Here is a 19,162-nt window from a genome sequence, read left to right as displayed (position 1 = left end):
GGTCACAGAGAAAAACCTTCAAACCCAGCCTCCCTACGCTCACCCGTTGGGTGAGTGACGCAACCGCAAAAATGCTCCGTTTTTTCTCTGTGACCTCCGTGTCCTCTGTGGCTTGCTTATGTCGCTCTTACAATAATCAGCGCCGCTCGACCCACCACAGCATGCCGCCTGCTCCGAGCAGGAATATCGCGCTCGGCGTCACCGCCGACAGCAGCGGCGCCCAGTCGTTGATGACGCCGAGGTTCGAAAACAGCCCATTCAGCATGTGAAAACCGATCCCGAGCATGATGCCGGTGAACACACGCATGCTGACCGTGCCGCCGCGCGTGGGCAGGAAGCTGAAAGGCAGCGCCAGGATCATCATCACCAACGAAGTCAGCGGATAGGCCAGTTTCTTCCATAGGGCAATAACATAACGCTCGGTCTTCTGATGGTTCTCGGCAAGATGGTTGATGTACTGGTAAAGACTGATCACCGACATTTTCTCGGGCTTCACCAGCAGCACGGAGAGGATGTCCGGATTGAGGGCCGACTTCCATAGCCGTTCGGGCGTCAGATCAACGCGCGAGCGTTTGCCGCTGGCATCGAATGAAGTGCGCGTGACATTGGTCAGCCGCCAATGATCCGGCGCCACGAACACGCCGCTGGCTGCATCACTGATCGAGGTAAGGTGGTAATCGGGATCGAATTCATAGATGCGCACATCGCGCAAACTGGTATCAGGTCGGACATTGCGCACATTCACGAAGGAGCGCTCGTCCTTGACCCAGAGGCCGGAACGGAATTCCTGCCCTACCATGGAACTCATTGCTCTCAGCCGCAACTGCTGTGCAGCCCGTTCGGCCGGCGGCGCGATGAACTCGCCTATCGCCAATGTCAGTACCACGAACACCAGGCCGATACGCAGCAGGGTCTTGATGAAACCGGCGGTCGACAGGCCCGAGGTGCGCAGCACCGTGATCTCTGAATTGCGCGCCAGCGCGGTCATCGCGTAAACCGTGCCGATCAATACCGCAATCGGCGACAACTCGTAGATGCGTCCCGGCAAGGTCAGCACCACAAAGGCAATGATGCTTTCGAGTTGGTAGCCGCCGCGCCCCAGGTTCTGCATCTCGCCGACCAGGTCGAAGAAGGCGAACAGCATAAGGAAGGCCGTCAGCACCAGTGCCGTGGAAATGTAGATCTGGCGCCCAAGGTAGCGCTCGAATACTTTCAGCGCCACAAATGCCACCATTTGACCAGCGTCAGCCGATGCCAGAACATTGCCAGCAACAACACGAACATCACGGCATGCACGCCCCAGATGCCAGCCTCGAAGCTTAACCTGCCCTGTCGCACCCAGGCCTGGCTGACGCTGATCAGGTTGTTGTAAATCATGTAGATCAGGATCGCGAATACCAGATTGGTGGCCCGTCCGGCACGCGGGTTGACAAAGGAAAGCGGGATTGCCAGCAGGGCCAGCATCAACGCCGCCACAGGGATGCCCGTGCGCCAGACGATCTCGCCGAGATTTGCTGTCGTGCGCTGGCGCAACAATTCGGGGAAGGGCATGTTACCCGGCGTCCGCGCGATGCCGCGCGCCTCCACCGGTTCGATGCGTACCGCATAACGGCCGAATTCCATCACGCGATATTCGGGATTGCCCGGCGTGCCTTCGTAGCGGCGGCCATGCTCCATCACCAGAAAACGGTCGCCATTGGCGGCGACTTCGGTATGTCCCTGCGCCGCAGCCATCACCCCGACCCGGCCGTTCTGGGTCGAACTGACAAAAATATTCTTCACACGCCCCTCGACACCACTCATGCCTTCGACGAAAAAAACGCGCTCCGCACCGGCGGCTTCGTTGAATACGCCGGGCGAAATCTGCGACATGTCGTCGCGCTTGTCCATGCGCTGGCGAAACTCGGCGCTCTTGGTCAACGCCCAGGGCGACAGAAACAGCGAAAGCGCCGCAATGGCGAGAACCAGTGGCAGCGCGAAGCGCATCACCGGTCCGATCCATGCCGTAAGCGGCAGGCCGGATGAAAACCAGATGGTCATTTCCGAATCGTGGTACCAGCGCGACAGCGTGAGCAGCACCGCTATGAACACCGTCAACGACAGCACCACGGGCAGATAGTTGATGGCGCCGAAACCGAGCAGCGCGACGACCGCCTGCGAAGCCAGCATGCCGCCGGCCGCCTCGTTGAGCAGGCGGATCAGTTGTGTGGTCAGCAGAACCGCAAACAGCGCGACAAACACTGTCGCTGCCGTCTGCGTAAACTCGCGCAACAGAGCGCGGCGGAAGATCATTGGTTTTGACTAATAATTGTAATAGCGGGGATAATTGATCCAGGTTCGCGATCGCAGCGGCCTGATCCCAACAAAGTACGAGTTAACAAGGAGCAGCGTGTGGAATTTAGCATAAAGAGCGGAATCCCTGAAAAGCAGCGTGGCGCTACCGTGGTGGTTGGCATATTCGAATCGCGCACGCTGACGCCCGCGGCAGCGGCCATCGACAAGGCCTCGAAAAATCATTTGGGCAAACTGCTCAAGAGCGGCGATCTCGACGGCAAGGCCGGTTCGACGCTGCTGCTGCATGGCGTGCCAGGCGTCCTTGCCGAGCGAGTACTGCTGGTCGGCCTGGGCAAGGAAAAGGAGTTCGGCGACAAGGAATTCCGCAATGCCATCTCCAAAACGATTGCAACGCTCAACGAAATCGGCGGCAGCGACGCCACGATTCTCCTCACCGAACTCGCTGTCGGCACACGCGATGCGGCATGGCGAGCGCAGCAAGCCGTCATCACCGCCGGCGATGCGTTGTACCGCTTCGACCGGCTCAAATCGAAGAAAGACGATAAACGCAACGCGCTCAAAAAGCTCGGCTTCAGTTTTGCCGCCAAGGATGCCGCCGCAGCCGAAGTTGCCCTGGCACAGGGCGAGGCCATCGCCGCAGGGCAACAGCTGATGAAGGATCTCGCCAACCTGCCCGGCAATCATTGCACGCCCTCTTATCTCGCCGATCAGGCGCGCGCCCTGGCGCGCGAACACAAGCTGGGCATCGAGGTGCTGGAACGCGCCCAGATGAAGAAGCTCGGCATGAACACATTGCTTGCCGTGGCGCAGGGCTCGGCTGAACCGCCCAGGTTCATCGTGCTCAAGTACCACGGCGGCGCCAGGAACGAGAAGCCCATCGTCCTCGTCGGCAAGGGGATTACCTTTGATTCCGGTGGCATTTCGCTCAAACCAGGTCCGGAAATGGACGAGATGAAATACGACATGTCCGGCGCCGCCAGCGTGCTGGGTACGCTCAAGGCGGTGGCACGCATGAAGCTGCCGTTGAATGTGATCGGCGTCATCCCCAGCACCGAGAACATGCCGGGAGGCCGCGCCATCAAACCGGGCGACATCGTCACTTCGATGTCGGGCCAGACCATCGAGATCCTCAATACCGACGCCGAAGGCCGCCTCATCCTGTGCGACGCGCTGACCTACGTCGAGCGCTTCGATCCGGAATGCGTGGTGGATATCGCCACGCTTACCGGCGCCTGCGTCATCGCGCTGGGCAGCATCGCCAGCGGACTGATGTCGAACAACGACGCGCTGGCGCTGGAACTGCTCGCCAGCGGCCAGGAATCCGGCGATCGCGCCTGGCAATTGCCGCTGTGGGAAGACTATCAGGAACAGTTGAAGAGCAATTTCGCCGACATGGCCAACATCGGCGGACGCATGGCCGGCACCATCACCGCGGCCTGCTTTCTCGCCCGCTATACCAAGAAGTACCAGTGGGCGCATCTCGATATCGCCGGCACTGCCTGGCGCAGCGGCGAGAAGAAGGGCTCCACCGGGCGCCCGCTGCCCTTGCTGACGCAATTCCTCATCAATCGCGCAAGCAAGGCAAAAGGCGCCGCGCGCAAGAAGAAAGCGTGACCAGGGTTCACTTTTTCCATGGCGCCAACGACCGCATTGAAGCCGCGGTCGCTTGGCTGCATGGCGCCTGGGCCAGGCGCCAGGATACCTCCGCGCAGCTGGTCGTCGTTTTCGCGCCCGACGCCGCGCTGGCCGACCGCATCGACCGGCAACTCTGGCTGCAACCGGCGGGCGGCTTCGTGCCGCACTGCCTCGCCGGTTCGCCGCTGGCTGCGGAAACGCCGGTCATCATCAGCGACTCGCTGGCGGCGCTCGACGCGCATCGGCAATTGCTCAACCTGAGCGATCAGGTGCCATCCGAGTTTTCGCGCTTCGACGAAGTAGTGGAAATCGTCAGCCAGGCCGGGCCGGACAAGCTGCCCGCACGCGAACGTTTCAAGTTCTACCGCGAGCGCGGCTACGAGTTGAACAATCAGGATATTTCTGCGGGGTTCTCATGAGCGATTTCGAGAGCTTCGACGAAAACCAGGCCTTTGACGAGAAGCAGCCCGATGTGCTCGGCAAGGTTGACGAGTTCATGAAGCGGCGGCGCGCGCAGGCTGGCAGCATGGCAGTGGATATTCCGCTACACGCCGAGCCAGTGGATGACATCCCCATGCTTACCGAAGTCGTCGGCGAAACCGGTTTGCAGGCGAAACCACCGCATGACGACTTGAACCGCGATATCGCGCACGCACTCGATGCCTGGCTCGACAAGAACCTGCCGCAAGCCGTCGTGCGTGTCATGGACGGCATCACGGATAATTTGATTTTGCAAATCCAGCAAAGCGCGGATAAGGATCTTCTGCCGCGTCTCAAACAAGTGCTGTTGGGCAATGTAAAGAACAGCGAAGACTAAGCCCTCCGCTATAATTCGCTGCTTTCTGCGAACCGACAGCTTCTCCCCATGGAACTCGCCAAGAGCTTCGAACCGGCTGACATCGAGCGGCGCTGGTATCCCCTCTGGGAATCCCGCAATTATTTTGCCGCCGGACTGGATACTGCCAAGTCCGAGAATTTCTGCATCCTGCTGCCGCCGCCCAACGTCACCGGCACGCTGCACATGGGCCACGGCTTTAACCAGGCCATCATGGACGCGCTGACGCGCTATCACCGCATGCGCGGCGACAACACCCTGTGGCAGCCGGGCACCGACCACGCCGGCATCGCCACGCAAATCGTGGTCGAGCGCCAGCTCGATGCCCAGGGCATTTCGCGCCACGACCTCGGCCGCGAGAGGTTCCTCGAAAAAGTCTGGGAGTGGAAGGAGTTCTCGGGCAACACCATCACGCGCCAGATGCGCCGTCTCGGCACCTCGCCCGACTGGTCGCGCGAACGCTTCACCATGGATGCGGGGCTGTCGAAGATCGTCACCGAGACCTTCGTCCGGCTCTACAACGAAGGCCTGATCTACCGCGGCAAACGCCTGGTGAACTGGGATCCGAAACTGATGACCGCAGTCTCCGACCTCGAAGTGGTGCAGGCAGAAGAAGACGGCTTCATGTGGCATATCCGCTATCCGCTCGCCGATGGCAGCGGACATCTGACCGTGGCGACGACACGGCCGGAGACCATGCTCGGCGACGTCGCCGTCATGGTGCATCCGGAAGACGAGCGCTACCGGCATCTGATCGGCAAGCACGTCGTGCTGCCGCTGTGTGATCGCGAGATCCCGATCATCGCCGACGAATATGTGGACAAGGAATTCGGCACCGGCGTGGTGAAGGTCACGCCGGCGCACGACTTCAACGACTGGCAAGTCGGTCAGCGTCACGGCTTCGCGCCAATCAGCATCCTCACGCTGGATGCCCGCATCAACGAACTCGGCCCCGCGCAATATCGCGGCATGGATCGCTTCGCCGCACGCAAGCAGATCGTCGCCGATCTCGAAGCCGCCGGCCTGCTCGACAGCATCAAGCCGCACAAGCTGGTGGTACCGCGCGGCGACCGCACCCACGAAATCATCGAGCCGATGTTGACCGACCAGTGGTTCGTCGCCATGAGCAAGCCCGGCGCCGATGGCACAAGCATCGTGCAAAAGGCACTCGACTGCGTCGCCTCGGGCGAAATCGAGTTCGTGCCCGAGAACTGGGTGAACACCTACAACCAGTGGCTCAACAACATTCAGGACTGGTGCATTTCGCGCCAGCTCTGGTGGGGCCATCAGATCCCGGCCTGGTACGCGGACAACGGTCGCATCTATGTCGCTCACGATGAAGCCGAAGCAAAAGCGCTGGCCGCGAAGGATGGCTACACGGCTGGATTAAAGCGCGACGAAGACGTGCTCGATACCTGGTATTCCTCCGCCCTGTGGCCCTTCTCGACGCTGGACTGGACGCCCGAGTGGCCGGCAAAAAGCAATACCGCGCTCGATCTCTATCTACCCTCGACGGTACTGGTCACCGGCTTTGACATCATCTTCTTCTGGGTGGCGCGCATGGTGATGATGACCAAGCACATCACCGGCAGAATCCCCTTCAAGCACGTCTATGTTCACGGTCTGATTCGCGATGCGGAAGGCCAGAAGATGAGCAAGTCGAAGGGCAACGTGCTCGACCCGATCGACCTCATCGACGGCATCGGCGTGGACGATCTGGTGAAGAAGCGCATCACCGGCCTGATGAACCCGCGCGACGCGCAGAAGATCGAAAAGCGCACCCGCAAGGAATATCCAAACGGGATTCCCGGCTTCGGCACCGACGCGCTGCGCTTCACTTTCCTCTCGCTCGCCTCGCCCGGGCGCGACATCAAGTTCGACATGCAGCGCTGCGAGGGCTATCGCAATTTCTGCAACAAGCTGTGGAACGCGACGCGCTTTGTGCTGATGAATGTCGAGGGCCAGGACGCTGGCATCAAGCCGGAAGGCAGCTTCGCCTGCGGCGGCTCAGGGTCCCTTGAATTCTCGGCCGTTGACCGCTGGATCGTCAGCCGGCTGCAGCGCACCGAAGCCGAGGTGGCCAAGCACTTCGCGGACTACCGCTTCGACCTGCTCGCCAAGGCGATCTACGAGTTCGTCTGGGACGAGTACTGCGACTGGTATGTCGAACTCGCCAAGGTACAGATGCAGGTCGGCAACGCGGCCCAGCAACGCGCCACACGACGTACCCTGCTGCATGTGCTGGAGACCGTGCTGCGCCTGGCACACCCGTTGATGCCGTTCATCACCGAGGAACTGTGGCAAACGGTAGCACCGCTCGCCGGTAGGGCCAAGGGCGATGGTAGCGAGTCGATCATGACGCAAAGCTACCCCAGGGCCGACCTCAATCGTTGCAACGAAACAGCCGAAGCCTGGATGGCACGGCTCAAGGAAATGGTGACGGCCTGCCGCAGCCTGCGCGGTGAAATGAATCTTTCACCGGCGCAGAAGGTGCCGCTGATTGCCGCCGGCGATAGCAAGATCGTGGCGGCCTATGCGCCCTACCTCGCCGCGCTGGCCAAACTCTCCGACGTTGAGGCGAGCGGCGATGCGCTGCCCGAATCGGATGCGCCGGTACAGATCGTCGGCGAGTTCCGTTTGATGCTCAAGATCGAGATCGATGTCGCCGCCGAGAAGGTGCGCATCGCCAAGGAGATTGCACGCGTCAGCGGCGAGATGGAAAAAGCGGAGAAAAAACTGGCGACGTCGAATTTTGTCGACCGTGCGCCGGCGGCGGTAGTGGCGCAGGAAAGAGCGCGGCTGGCGGACTTTGCCGCGCTGCTGGAAAAGCTCAACACACAGCTCGCGCGCTTGAGTTAACCGGGGCATAAGCCGCCATGGCTTCCAACGCATCGTTCAAGTTCGCTCCCTTCGGCTGCAGGGCTCGCTAACAGCGCGTGTTCCTTACTTCCTGTTATGACCAACCCTGAATCGGTTCTGCACTTCTGGTTTGAAGAAATCCAGCCGGCGGCATGGTGGAAGAAAGATGCGGCGTTCGATGCGCTGATCGTGCAGCGTTTCGGCGCGGTGCTCGACAGTGCGCGCGCCGGGGAGTTGCATGCATGGCGCGAGAGTGCGGCGGGGGCGTTGGCGGAGATCATTGTGCTCGACCAGTTTTCACGCAACATTTTTCGCGATAGCGCCGCGGCGTTTGCGCAGGATACGCTGGCGCTGGTGCTGGCGCAGGAGGCGCTGCGGCGGGGACTGGACATGCAGTTAGCGGAGAAGCAGCGGCATTTTCTCTACATGCCTTATATGCACAGCGAGTCACGCGCGATCCATGCTGAGGCGGTGCAGCTGTTTACGGCACTGGGCGATGCGTCCGTGCTGGATTTCGAGATGCAGCACAAGGCGATCATCGACCGCTTCGGTCGCTATCCGCATCGCAATGCGGTTCTGGGGCGAGTGTCGACTGCCGAGGAAATCGCGTTTCTGGCGACGCCGGGTTCGTCCTTTTGAATTAAGACGGCAAGGAATTTACCGGTTCAGAATGCCTGATCCCAGCGAATCGAGAGACGGATGGCGGAGTTGATGAGTCCCACCATGCTGTAGGTCTGGACGTAGTTGCCCCACTGCTCGCCGCTCTTCGGGTTGATGTGCTCGGCGAGCAGGCCGTGCCGGTTGCGGAACGCCAGCAGCTTGTCGAACAGCGCGCGCCCTTCGTCCTTGCGGCCGAGCGCGACAAGGGCATTGGCGTACCAGAACGAGCAGACCAGGAAGGCGTTCTCCGGCGCGCCGAAGTCGTCCTTCTCGACATAGCGGAAAATGAAATCGCCATGCTTGAGCTCGCTCTCGATGGCTGCCACGGTGGCGACGTAGCGCGGGTCGTCTGCGCAGATGAAGCCGACTTCGGCCAACAGCAGCAGGCTGGCGTCGAGTTCGCTGCCGCCGAAGGTCGACACGAAACTGTTGCGCCGCTTGTTCCAGGCACGTTGCAGAATGTCGCGGTGGATGCGCTGGCCGCGGGCGCGCCAGCGTGCCGCCTTTTTCGCCAGGCCGAGCCGGTTGGCGATCAGGGCGAGGCGATCGCAGGCGGCCCAGCACATCACTGCGGAGAAGGTGTGCACGCGCGCCTGGCCGCGCAATTCCCACAGCCCGGCGTCCGGCTGCGCATAGAACTCCACCGCCTTGTCGCCGAGCGATTCGAGACGCTGGAACAGCGCGGTATCTCCCGGGCGTGCCAGACGCTGATCGAAGAACACGTGGGTCGCGGCCAGAATGGCGGAACCGTAGACATCATGTTGCGCCTGCGCAAAGGCCTGGTTGCCGATGCGGACCGGTCCCATGCCCCGATAGCCGGGCAGCGTCGGCACTTCGAGTTCATGGAGATTGGCGCGCCCATCGATACCGTATACGGGTTGCAGCCGCCCATTCGCGGCGCCGGCGGCGACATTGACGATGTAGCTCAGGTAGTGCTCCATGGTCCGGGTGGCGCCAAGCCGGTTGAGTGCATTGACCACGAAATAGCTGTCGCGCAGCCAGCAATAACGATAATCCCAGTTGCGCTCGCTGTTTGCCGCTTCGGGAATCGACGTGGTCATGGCCGCGATGATGGCGCCGGTGTCGTCGTAGGTATTGAGCTTCAGCGTGATCGCGGCGCGAATCACTTCGCCCTGCCACTCGAACGGGATACCGAGGTTGCGCGTCCACTCGCGCCAATAGTTGGTCGTCTCCTCGAGAAAATGCTGGGCAACTTTTCCTACCGCGCCCGGCACGGTTTCATCCGGCCCCAGCAGGAGCGTCAATTCGTTTTCGAGAAAAAAAGGAAGCTCCTGCAGGATCGCGGTAATCGAAGCATCGGTCGTCAAGCGCACGACGAGGTCCGGCGTGACGTAGCGGATATGGTTGCTGCCCCAGGTCATGATCGGCCGCTGCGCGCCATAGTTGCAGGCCGGCCGCAACCGGATACGAATGCGCGGACTGCCGCAGATGCGCCGGATTCGCCGCAGCAGGCTCAACGGACGGAAGATCCGTCCATGTTGATAGAAGCGGGGCATGAAGTCGGTAATCTCGATACAGCCCCCCTCTTTGTCGTGCAGCGTCGTTACCAGAATCGCCGTATTGCCGATGTAGCGCTGCTCGGAATCGGCGAGATCGACCAGGTCAATGACAAAGAAGCCGAAATCGTCTGTTCCATGCCCTTCCCGCAACAGCGAACAGAACAGCGGGTCGCCGTCCAGACGCGGAAAGCAGGACCACACCACTTCGGCATGCGGATCGACCAATGCGCCGATGGTGCCGTTGCCGATGATGCCAAGATCAAGTGACTGCAATATTGCTCTCCTTGTCGTGTGACTCGTTCGCGCTTGTGATCTGCCGCAGCCAGTCGAGCACCGCAGCCACGTGGGCCAGGCGATATGACGCCTGTGTTCGTCCGCGGCCGACCTTGATCGAAATCCCGCCCATCTGGTTGACCATGACAAACCCGTGCTCGTCGGTCTGGTCGTCGCCGATGAAGACCGGGGTTCTGCCAAAAAAGGGCGGCTGCGCCATGAAGTCCTTGATGGCGCTGCCCTTGTCGTGCCCCCTGGGTTTGATCTCGATCACGCGCTTGCCGGGCTGGACCTGCAGATCCTTGCCGGCGAGACGCACCAGATTGCGTACCCAGCGATGCAGGTAGCCGCCCAGTCGCGGCGCCTGACGGTAATGCAGCGCCAGCGTCGTGCCCTTGTCTTCGAAAATAAGTTGTTTGTAGCGGCGGCGCAGCGGCAGCAGTTGCTGTTCGATGGAACGAATGTCGCCGGCTGTTGCGTGGCGCTGCACGTTGCCGGCGGCGTTGCGCCATTCAAAGCCGTGCAACCCCGCCATCGGCAGCTGCGGCATGCCGAGCCGGTGATCGAGATCGGCCAGCGCGCGGCCACTGATCAGGGCCACTGCGCCATTGCAGAGTCGGTGCAGATCCTCGATCAGGCGCAGCAGCTCGCGATCGACCTGGATGTCGTCCGGTGTCGGCGCCAGGTCGATCAGTGTGCCGTCGACGTCGAGGAAATAGGCCCAGGCAGGCAAAGGAGGCGGTGGGGCGACAGTCATGACTGTGATTTTCGTTCCCGTTGCGTTTTCAAGGGTTCCGATTTTTCGACCAGGTGAAGCCTGCGCCGCATCGACGCCGCGTCGAGCAGCATGCGTCCGGCCCAGCGATAAACATTGAACTCGGACACCAGGCCGCGCATCAGCCGCATCCGGTCGCGTTGTTCTGTGAGCGGCATGACGAGAGCGAGTTGAAGGGCGGCGGCGCACTGGTCGGCATCGTAGGGATTGACGATCAACGCCTCGGGGAGCTCCCGTGCCGCACCGGTGAACTGGCTCAGTACCAGGATGCCGCGCTGGTCGTCGCGCGCCGCGATGAATTCCTTGGCGACCAGATTCATGCCGTCGTGCAGACTGCTGACGAAACACAGTTCGGCGGCCCGGTAATATTCGTACACCTGCCACGGTTCGTGGTGCTCGATCTTGAGAATGATCGGCGGCGCGCCACGACCGCCAAAGCGCTGATTGATTTGTGCCGCCGTCTCGATTACCAGCGTCTCGTGGGATTTGTATTCGAAGATGCTGGAGCGGCTGGGCGCGGCAATCTGGACAAAGGTGAAGCGTCCAATCCATTCCGGATTCAGTTCGAACAGCCGTTCCACGGCGCGAAAGCGTTCGATGATGCCCTTGGTGTAATCGAGACGATCGATACCGATGCCGATAGCATGGTTTGCCGGCAGATGGTTTTTTTGCCGGATTTCAGCGCGGCATTGCTCGACGGGCTTCGCCAGGAGTTCCTTTTCAGGCGGCCAGTCGATGGAAATCGGGTAACGCCGCACCAGGGTTTTTTTGCCGCCGAGTGTGACGCCGAGGGCCTCGCGATCGACGCGGGCCTCAATGAAGCGATCCACGGTATCGACAAAATTGTTGCAGTGGATTTGCGTATGAAAGCCGACGATGCTGCTGCCGAGCAGCCCCAAAACAATTTCTTCGCGCCAGGGACAGATCGCAAACGACTCCGGGTTGGGCCACGGGATGTGCCAGAAGGTGATGATGGTGGCGTCCGGCAATGCCTCGCGCAGCATGCGCGGCAACAGGGCAAAATGATAGTCTTGTACCAGCACGATCGGATCCTTGGTCTTGGCTTCCTTGACCACCGCATCGGCGAATTTCTGGTTGACAGCGACGTAATGCGCCCAGTCGCCGGAACGGAAGGTGGGGCGGACATGGGCGATATGGCACAGCGGCCAGAGTCCCTCGTTGGCGAAGCCGTAGTAGTAGCCGTTCACTTGCTCCTCGCTCAACCAGATCCGGCGCAACTGATAGGCCGGGTTTCCCGGCGGCACCGCAACGCGGTCGTTGCGATCCACGGTGTCGCGATCGGCCGTACCCCCGCCGTGGGCGATCCAGATGCCGGAGCAGGCGCGCATGATCGGCTCCAGCGCGGTGACCAGGCCGCTGGCCGGACGCTGCACCTCGATTTTGTCGCCGCTATGCTGATGGATATAGGGCTCGCGGTTGGACACCACGATCACGTCTTCGCCGCGCAATTCTCCATGCAGGATGGTGCGCAGACTCTCCGCGGTCCAGGAGATCTGACTTTCGTCGCGGGCCCGGTGTTCCGCTTCGAGGTCTTCGACCAGGCGTTGCAGGTCGCGCGCGATCGGCCGCAACTCCGGCACCTTCTGCGGCACCTTTATTGATACGCCTGGCTGGCGCAGCAGGCCCTCGCCACGCATCAACGAACGTATCCCCTGCATCCAGCCGCGCCAGCTCAACTGGGCGATCACTACCGTGAGCAGGGAAACGACGAAGGCGAGTCCGGCGAAGAAATAGAACAGATAGTCGCGGGTTTCCTCGCTGCGCCGCTCGATGAAACTCATGTCGTGGATGAGTACCAGCTTGCCTTCGGGATTGTCTGCCGTGTCCATCGGCCGCACGGCGACATGGAGCGATCCGTGTTTGCCGCGGAGGACACTGCCGCCGATAAGGCCATACGGCGTTAGCGTGTCGCAGCGTATATCCTCAGGCATGAGCGAAGTCGACACCATCTTCTCCGCGGGAGCGGCGCAATAGCCGAGGGCGTACATGCGTTCGTCCTCCGAGACGCGCTTGAACATTCCCAGCATCTTCCTGGGTGTCACCGGTTCGGTCTGTTCCAGCAGGGGTTCCTGGATGGTCTTGGCGATAAGCGATGCCCGCATATCGAGGTCGCGCACTGCCCAGCGCAACGTAAGGCGATCCACCAGCGGCACAACGGCATAAGCAATGGCGCCGATGACGATCAACAACGGTATGACGAAGCGCAAGGTAAGACGCATCGAATGCTCCTGTTCTAGAACCAATTACTCAGGCGGCACATCAGTTGCCGGGACCAACCGATTGCCGAAAAAAGACGGATATTTCGCCACGCCCATGTTGCAACTATAGGCTGGGAATGTTTTTTTTTCATTTCCGCCGTGATTCCATCCAATCCAACCTTCGAATTCCGCCATGCCCCGTGGCGCCTATTGCTTGTCGGCGGAGGGCTTTGCCGCATAATGTTGAGATGGCAACGCACAAAATTCCGGTAGCCGTGTTGGAACCGACAGTATCTTGAGCCTCGTGGAGGCTATTCCCAAACGATGTCGCCGCAAACGACCCGTATGTCATCGCCGAGACGGAAGCCAAACGATACGGTGATGCAGACGTGGGCGCTCGACGCGGAAAGGTAGGGGGTGGTTGCCTGCACCTTGCCGATGTTGTCGATGACGCTGCGAAAATAGGGGCGCCGCGCCCAGCGCGCCCCACCGATGTTGGAGATGGGGAAGAAGCGTGCGCCAAGCGGACCGGTCGGATAGTCCGGATGCCAGACACTGTTGCCGACCTGACGGCCGTCGCCGTCGAGCAGGTAGCAGAATTCGGCATCAGGCAACGCCAGAAATGCCGCGCAGGCATCGGCCAGCGGGGCGCCCGCGGCAATCCTCTCCGCTGCTTGCAGAATTGCCGTCTGGTAGGGCCTGAGACGGATTTCGGTCTGGCGCTGCTGCTCGACGATTTGGCTGTCATAGTTTTGCCAGAGCTCCGCCGCAGCATTGACCACCGAATGAATCTTGAGCGGTGCGGGTTGCGGCCGGCCAAAATAGTAACCTTGGGCAAAATCGATGTTGGCATCGAGAGCGATCATGGCTTGGGTCCGGTTTTCAATGCCTTCGAGTACGACGAAGACCCCGGCCTCGTGCAGCAGCGCGACGATGCGTGGCAGCAGGCGCCGGATGCGGGAATCGTTTTCCACACCCAGCGCGAAAACGCGATCGAGCTTGACGATTTCGGGCGAGATTTTCCAGACGCGATCGAAATTGGATTGGCCGGCGCCAAAGTCGTCAAGCGCCACCAGGTAGCCATGCTCGCGCATATGAAGGACGGCATCGGCAAATTCGCTTTCGTCGCGCAGCGAATGTTCAAGTACTTCAATGACGACATGCCCGTGATCAATGCCGAACTCGTTGCAGGCCTTGGCCGAAAAACCACGCTGGTCTTCGTTGCGCTGGGTCGCAAAAACCCGTGGATGCATGTTGAGGAACAGCCAGCCCTGCTTCGCATCGCCGGCATTGGCCATATGCAGCAGCCGGCTCAATCGGTCCAGTTTCAGCAACTCTTCCGGCTTGGCCTCAGCTTGCAGCAGCAACTGGTGCGGGGCGACCGGATGCAGGCGCGAATCGACCGGACGCATCAGTCCTTCGTGACCGATCACGCGCGCGTGGGTGAGACTGATGACAGGCTCGAAGCAGCTGCTGAGCCGATAATCGCGATAGGTGGCGTGAAATGTTCCGTCATCACCGGCCTGCACACAGCTGCGCAGGGTTTCATACGACCATGACTTGAGTTCCTTTGGGGTAATCATGTTGCCTTTCGTACCCAGACCATGGAATGCTTCAGCTCCTGCACGCGGGAAACGCAAGCGGTGTCACGACAACAGCAAGTGGATTTAATCTCTGGCATGGGGTTATCCTTGCCGACATTCTAGCAATGCCGGGTAGCGGCACGGGTCACAATGACGAATGCGGGTTGCGGTAACGGCACGGCGGATCGATTGATCCGCGCTATCGAACTATTCGATGCGGCAAATGCTGCCGATCCCAACCTGTCGGTTGCAGACGGTAAATCCATTGCAAAGGAATTGTGCTACGCGCAACGCATGAGCGCCATGCTCGAACGCTATGCGCCGGAAGCTGATGAAGTGGTTCGTCTTGCCGTGCGCGCCCAGCACATCGAGCGCTGGGAGATTCCGCGCAGCAGATATCCGCTGACCCGCGCCGGTTACCACAAGTGGCGTACCACCTTGTACGGTTTTCATGCCGATCGCGCTGCCGCGTTGATGCGCGAGGCCGGTTACGACGAAGACATGATCACGCGCGTCGCCGCGATGCTGAAGAAGGAAAGCCTCGCCGATCCGGCGACGCAAATGATGGAGGATGTCGCCGCGCTGGTGTTCATCGAATCGTACCTGGCGGATTTCGCTGCCCAGCATCCCGAATACGACGAGGCAAAGTGGTGCGGCATCATCGCCAGGACCTGGCGCAAGATGTCGCCGCGCGGTCAGGCTTTCGCCCTCACGGACATTGCGTTGCCGCAGGCGTTATTGCCCTTGATCAAAAAGGCAGTCGGCCTGTAAACGCCGGCATCAGCGGCAATCCGCCGCCGCCTGCCGGATCTTCTCCAGCGTTTCTTCTGGTTGCCCCGGGCCCGCGCCGGGCAGGCGCGCTTCATGACCGCTGCCCAGGTTGCCACCACCGTAATAAATTCTCAATTCATTGCGGACGAATTCCAGGTATTGGACCATGCCCAGGTTGATCCAGCGGCGCTTGCCATCCTCGTCCGGCGGCAGTTCGTAGAGGCAGAATGCGGTTGAACCCTTCGTTGCGGTTATTGGCGCCATATGCTCTTGTGCTTGTACCGGGCAGGCTTTCAGCAGCAGCGCTGCATAAAGCATCCCTATGGCTAGTGCGCGAATCATGGCGTTTCTCCGTTGGGGGCCGAGGTGAATTATGGCAGCAGCTATTCCGGTAATGTTGTGCATTGCTGCGGGCTGGGCGCATCTGACATAGATCAACCAAGAACGGTTCTTGCATGAGATAATTAAAAAGTTTGGTAGGTCAGCTGGAAATGTGGATAGCTTGAAAGCTGGCCCGTGTTTCATCGGGGAATAATGGCCCGGATGTTTGCGCTTGTGGGGTGTTTTTCCCCAAGTTCAGCATAGTTTGCGGCAAAGATGGATGCCCCTTCTTTTCCCTTATTTCCATTGGTGCGCCAAGCATTCTTCCTTAAACTGTTCTTCCTTATCATGTGTCAGGGGGGTTGATGTCTCTATTAATCGGAGTACCACGAGAGGTCTTTCCAAACGAGAAGCGCGTCGCGACCGTTCCCGAGGTTGTCGAAAAGCTGATCAAGCTGGGTTTTTCGGTTGCGGTCGAATCGGGCGCCGGAGATGCGGCGAATTTCAGTGATGAGACCTACCGCGCCGCTGGTGCCGAAATCATCACGGGGGCTGCCCAGCTTTGGGCCAAATCCGACATCGTCTTCAAGGTGCGTGGGCCGAGCCAGGAAGAAGTCGGCTTGATGCGTGAAGGCGGCACGCTGATCAGCTTTATCTGGCCGGCGCAGAACCCCGAACTGATGCAGCAGCTCGCGGCGAAGAAGGCCACGGTGCTGGCCATCGACTCGCTGCCGCGCACGCTCTCCCGCGCCCAGAAGATGGACGCGTTGACCTCCCAGGCCGGCGTTGCCGGCTACCGTGCCGTCATCGAGGCCGCGAACGCCTTCGGCCGCTTCTTTAACGGTCAGATCACGGCCGCGGGCAAGGTACCGCCAGCCAAGGTCTTCATCGCCGGTGCCGGCGTCGCCGGCCTGGCCGCAATCGGCACCGCTGCCGGTCTGGGCGCCATCGTACGCGCCAACGACACGCGTGCCGAAGTGGCTGACCAGGTCGTGTCCCTGGGCGGCGAATTCGTCAAGGTCGATTATGAGGAAGAAGGTTCCGGCGGCGGCGGCTATGCCAAAGTGATGAGCGAGGGCTTCCAGCACGCCCAGCGCGAGATGTACGCCAGGCAGGCCAAGGAAGTGGACATCATCATCACCACCGCGCTGATCCCCGGCAAGCCCGCGCCAAAGCTGATCACCGCCGAGATGGTAAAGAGCATGAAGGCGGGCAGCGTCATCGTCGACATGGCGGCTGAGCAAGGCGGCAATTGCGAATTGACCGAACCCGGCCAGGCAGTGGTGAAGCACGGTGTGACCATCGTCGGCTACACCGATCTGGTCAGCCGCCTGGCCAAGCAATCGTCGACGCTCTACTCGAACAACCTGCTGCGCTTGACCGAGGAATTGTGCAAGACCAAGGACGGTGTCATCGACGTCAACATGGAAGACGACGCCATCCGCGGCCTGACGGTGATCAAGGAAGGCAACATCACCTGGCCGCCCCCGCCGCCCAAACCATCCGCAGCCCCGCCCGCTGCCGCGAAGCCGGCGGCCGCAGCGCCTGCCGCGAAGAAAGGCCACGGCCATGGCGGCAGCGGCGAACCGATGGCGGGCAACAAGCTGGCCATCATGTTCGGTGTCGCCGCGGCATTGTTCTGGTTCGTTGGCGCCAATGCCCCGACCGCCTTTCTCGCCCACTTCACGGTGTTCGTGCTGGCCTGCTTCGTCGGCTACATGGTGGTGTGGAACGTGACCCCGGCCTTGCACACGCCGCTGATGAGCGTGACCAATGCGATTTCCAGCATCATCGCCATCGGCGCGCTGATCCAGATCGCCCCGCCGCTGGCGGAAGGCATGGCGGCGCCGAATGAGTGGATACGCTGGCTGGCCGTGGGCGGCATCGTGCTCACCGCGGTCAATATGTTCGGTGGCTTCGCCGTCACCCAGCGCATGCTGTCCATGTTCCGCAAATAACCCGGGGAGACGCAAGACATGTCTGGAAATTTGGCAACCGTCTCCTATATCGGAGCAACAATTCTTTTCATCCTCAGCCTGGGCGGCCTTTCCAATCCGGAGACCTCGCGGCGCGGCAACCTCTACGGCATGATCGGCATGACCCTCGCCGTGCTGGCGACAGTGTTCGGCCCACGCGTCAGCATGGCCGGCATTCCCTGGATCGTCGCCGCCATGGTGGTCGGCGGCGGCATCGGCCTCTACGCCGCGCGTACCGTGCAGATGACGCAGATGCCGGAACTGGTGGCGCTGATGCATAGCCTGGTCGGCCTCGCTGCCTGCCTGGTCGGCTACGCCAGCTACGTTGATACATCGATCCAGTTCATCGGCGCCGAAAAAAGTATTCATGAGATCGAAATCTACGTCGGCATCCTGATCGGGGCCGTGACCTTCTCGGGCTCGCTGATCGCCTTCGGCAAGCTCAACGGCAAGATCAACGGCAAGCCATTGCTGCTGCCGGCACGCCACTGGATGAACCTGGCCGGCTTGCTGGTGGTGATCTGGTTCGGCGGGTCTTTCCTGCACGCCGAGTCGGTCAACGCCGGCATGACGCCGCTGATCGTGATGACCGTCATCGCGCTGCTGTTCGGCATCCACATGGTGATGGCCATCGGCGGCGCCGACATGCCCGTGGTGGTATCGATGCTCAACAGCTACTCGGGCTGGGCCGCGGCGGCGACCGGCTTCATGCTCTCCAACGACCTGCTCATCGTCGTCGGCGCGCTGGTGGGCTCAAGCGGTGCGATTCTGTCCTACATCATGTGCCGTGCCATGAACCGCAACTTCATCAGCGTCATCGCGGGCGGCTTCGGCACCGGCGGCGGCGCGCCGGCAGCCAAGGGCGACGCGGCGCAACCGGCCGGCGAAGTGGTTCCCATCAGCAGCGTCGAAACGGCGGAACTGCTGCGCGAGGCGAAGAGCGTGATCATCGTTCCCGGCTACGGCATGGCGGTGGCGCAGGCCCAGCACACGGTGTACGAAATCACCAAGTACCTGCGCGAGAAGGGCGTCAATATCCGCTTCGGCATCCACCCGGTGGCGGGGCGCATGCCCGGCCACATGAACGTGCTGCTGGCGGAAGCCAAGGTGCCCTACGACATCGTGATGGAAATGGATGAACTCAACGACGACTTCCCCGACACCGACGTCGCCATGGTGATCGGCGCCAATGACATCGTCAACCCGGCGGCGCAGGACGATCCGACCAGCCCCATCGCCGGCATGCCGGTGCTGGAAGTGTGGAAGGCCAAGACCTCGATCGTCATGAAGCGCAGCATGGCTTCCGGCTACGCCGGCGTGGACAACCCGCTCTTCTACAAGGAGAACAATCGCATGCTGTTCGGCGATGCCAGGAAGATGCTGGACGAAGTGCTGGTAGCGCTCAAGGCCTGAGTGCGTTCGATGCAAAAAAACGCCCGC

Annotated in this window: 15 protein-coding genes; 8 read left to right on the top strand and 7 right to left on the bottom strand. The window is 61.0% G+C overall.

The window, feature by feature from the left end; all coding sequences use genetic code 11:
- Window positions 1–136: 136 nt before the first annotated feature.
- Together lptG and lptF are read right to left on the bottom strand one after the other, a co-directional pair.
- On the bottom strand, window positions 137–1,222 hold the full coding sequence (gene lptG / locus K5E80_RS15810) for an LPS export ABC transporter permease LptG (protein ID WP_343213255.1): 1,086 nt from the start codon (window positions 1,220–1,222) through the stop codon (window positions 137–139).
- The gene (lptF, locus tag K5E80_RS15805; RefSeq protein ID WP_220637062.1) at window positions 1,213–2,292 is read right to left on the bottom strand and encodes an LPS export ABC transporter permease LptF; all 1,080 of its coding nucleotides are present in this window, start codon (window positions 2,290–2,292) and stop codon (window positions 1,213–1,215) included. Before lptF ends, lptG begins: the two co-directional genes overlap by 10 nt.
- A 99-nt stretch (window positions 2,293–2,391) precedes the next feature.
- On the opposite strand from lptF, the gene K5E80_RS15800 reads away from it, so the two are divergent.
- From K5E80_RS15800 to K5E80_RS15780, 5 genes are all read left to right on the top strand, one after another.
- Window positions 2,392–3,909, top strand: coding sequence for a leucyl aminopeptidase (locus K5E80_RS15800; RefSeq protein ID WP_220637061.1), 1,518 nt, complete (start codon window positions 2,392–2,394; stop codon window positions 3,907–3,909).
- A complete protein-coding gene (locus tag K5E80_RS15795) occupies window positions 3,906–4,349 on the top strand; it encodes a DNA polymerase III subunit chi (protein ID WP_220637060.1) in 444 nt (147 codons plus the stop codon). The genes K5E80_RS15800 and K5E80_RS15795 overlap by 4 nt, the downstream gene beginning before the upstream one ends.
- Complete coding sequence (locus tag K5E80_RS15790; protein WP_220637059.1) at window positions 4,346–4,747, top strand: hypothetical protein; 402 nt, start codon at window positions 4,346–4,348, stop codon at window positions 4,745–4,747. The genes K5E80_RS15795 and K5E80_RS15790 overlap by 4 nt, the downstream gene beginning before the upstream one ends.
- 48 nt (window positions 4,748–4,795) lie before the next feature.
- On the top strand, window positions 4,796–7,624 hold the full coding sequence (locus K5E80_RS15785) for a valine--tRNA ligase (RefSeq protein WP_220637058.1): 2,829 nt from the start codon (window positions 4,796–4,798) through the stop codon (window positions 7,622–7,624).
- Between the two features lie 96 nt (window positions 7,625–7,720).
- Window positions 7,721–8,263: a DUF924 family protein gene (locus K5E80_RS15780; protein WP_220637057.1), complete on the top strand. Its 543-nt coding sequence runs from the start codon at window positions 7,721–7,723 to the stop codon at window positions 8,261–8,263.
- A gap of 26 nt (window positions 8,264–8,289) precedes the next feature.
- Here the strand turns inward: K5E80_RS15780 and K5E80_RS15775 are convergent, their stop codons facing one another.
- From K5E80_RS15775 to K5E80_RS15760, 4 genes are all read right to left on the bottom strand, one after another.
- The gene (locus tag K5E80_RS15775; RefSeq protein ID WP_220637056.1) at window positions 8,290–10,077 is read right to left on the bottom strand and encodes a glycoside hydrolase family 15 protein; all 1,788 of its coding nucleotides are present in this window, start codon (window positions 10,075–10,077) and stop codon (window positions 8,290–8,292) included.
- Entirely contained in the window at window positions 10,064–10,834 is a 771-nt protein-coding gene (gene otsB / locus K5E80_RS15770) for a trehalose-phosphatase (RefSeq protein WP_220637055.1), read from the bottom strand. The genes K5E80_RS15775 and otsB overlap by 14 nt, the downstream gene beginning before the upstream one ends.
- Window positions 10,831–13,092, bottom strand: coding sequence for an alpha,alpha-trehalose-phosphate synthase (UDP-forming) (locus K5E80_RS15765; RefSeq protein ID WP_220637054.1), 2,262 nt, complete (start codon window positions 13,090–13,092; stop codon window positions 10,831–10,833). The genes otsB and K5E80_RS15765 overlap by 4 nt, the downstream gene beginning before the upstream one ends.
- A 290-nt stretch (window positions 13,093–13,382) precedes the next feature.
- Window positions 13,383–14,654 (bottom strand): EAL domain-containing protein, encoded by a 1,272-nt coding sequence (locus K5E80_RS15760; RefSeq protein ID WP_220637053.1) that lies wholly within the window; start codon window positions 14,652–14,654, stop codon window positions 13,383–13,385.
- 150 nt (window positions 14,655–14,804) lie between these two features.
- On the opposite strand from K5E80_RS15760, the gene K5E80_RS15755 reads away from it, so the two are divergent.
- Entirely contained in the window at window positions 14,805–15,425 is a 621-nt protein-coding gene (locus K5E80_RS15755) for a DUF4202 domain-containing protein (RefSeq protein ID WP_220637052.1), read from the top strand.
- A gap of 9 nt (window positions 15,426–15,434) precedes the next feature.
- Here K5E80_RS15755 and K5E80_RS15750 read toward each other — a convergent pair whose 3' ends face one another.
- A complete protein-coding gene (locus K5E80_RS15750) occupies window positions 15,435–15,767 on the bottom strand; it encodes a hypothetical protein (RefSeq protein WP_220637051.1) in 333 nt (110 codons plus the stop codon).
- Window positions 15,768–16,111: 344 nt separating this feature from the next.
- On the opposite strand from K5E80_RS15750, the gene K5E80_RS15745 reads away from it, so the two are divergent.
- Together K5E80_RS15745 and pntB are read left to right on the top strand one after the other, a co-directional pair.
- Window positions 16,112–17,704: a Re/Si-specific NAD(P)(+) transhydrogenase subunit alpha gene (locus K5E80_RS15745; protein WP_220637050.1), complete on the top strand. Its 1,593-nt coding sequence runs from the start codon at window positions 16,112–16,114 to the stop codon at window positions 17,702–17,704.
- 18 nt (window positions 17,705–17,722) lie between these two features.
- On the top strand, window positions 17,723–19,135 hold the full coding sequence (gene pntB / locus K5E80_RS15740; RefSeq protein ID WP_220637049.1) for a Re/Si-specific NAD(P)(+) transhydrogenase subunit beta: 1,413 nt from the start codon (window positions 17,723–17,725) through the stop codon (window positions 19,133–19,135).
- Window positions 19,136–19,162: the final 27 nt, after the last annotated feature.

This window comes from Georgfuchsia toluolica, assembly GCF_907163265.1.
Lineage (GTDB): Bacteria > Pseudomonadota > Gammaproteobacteria > Burkholderiales > Rhodocyclaceae > Georgfuchsia > Georgfuchsia toluolica.
This window is presented reverse-complemented; position numbering and strand designations above follow the sequence as displayed.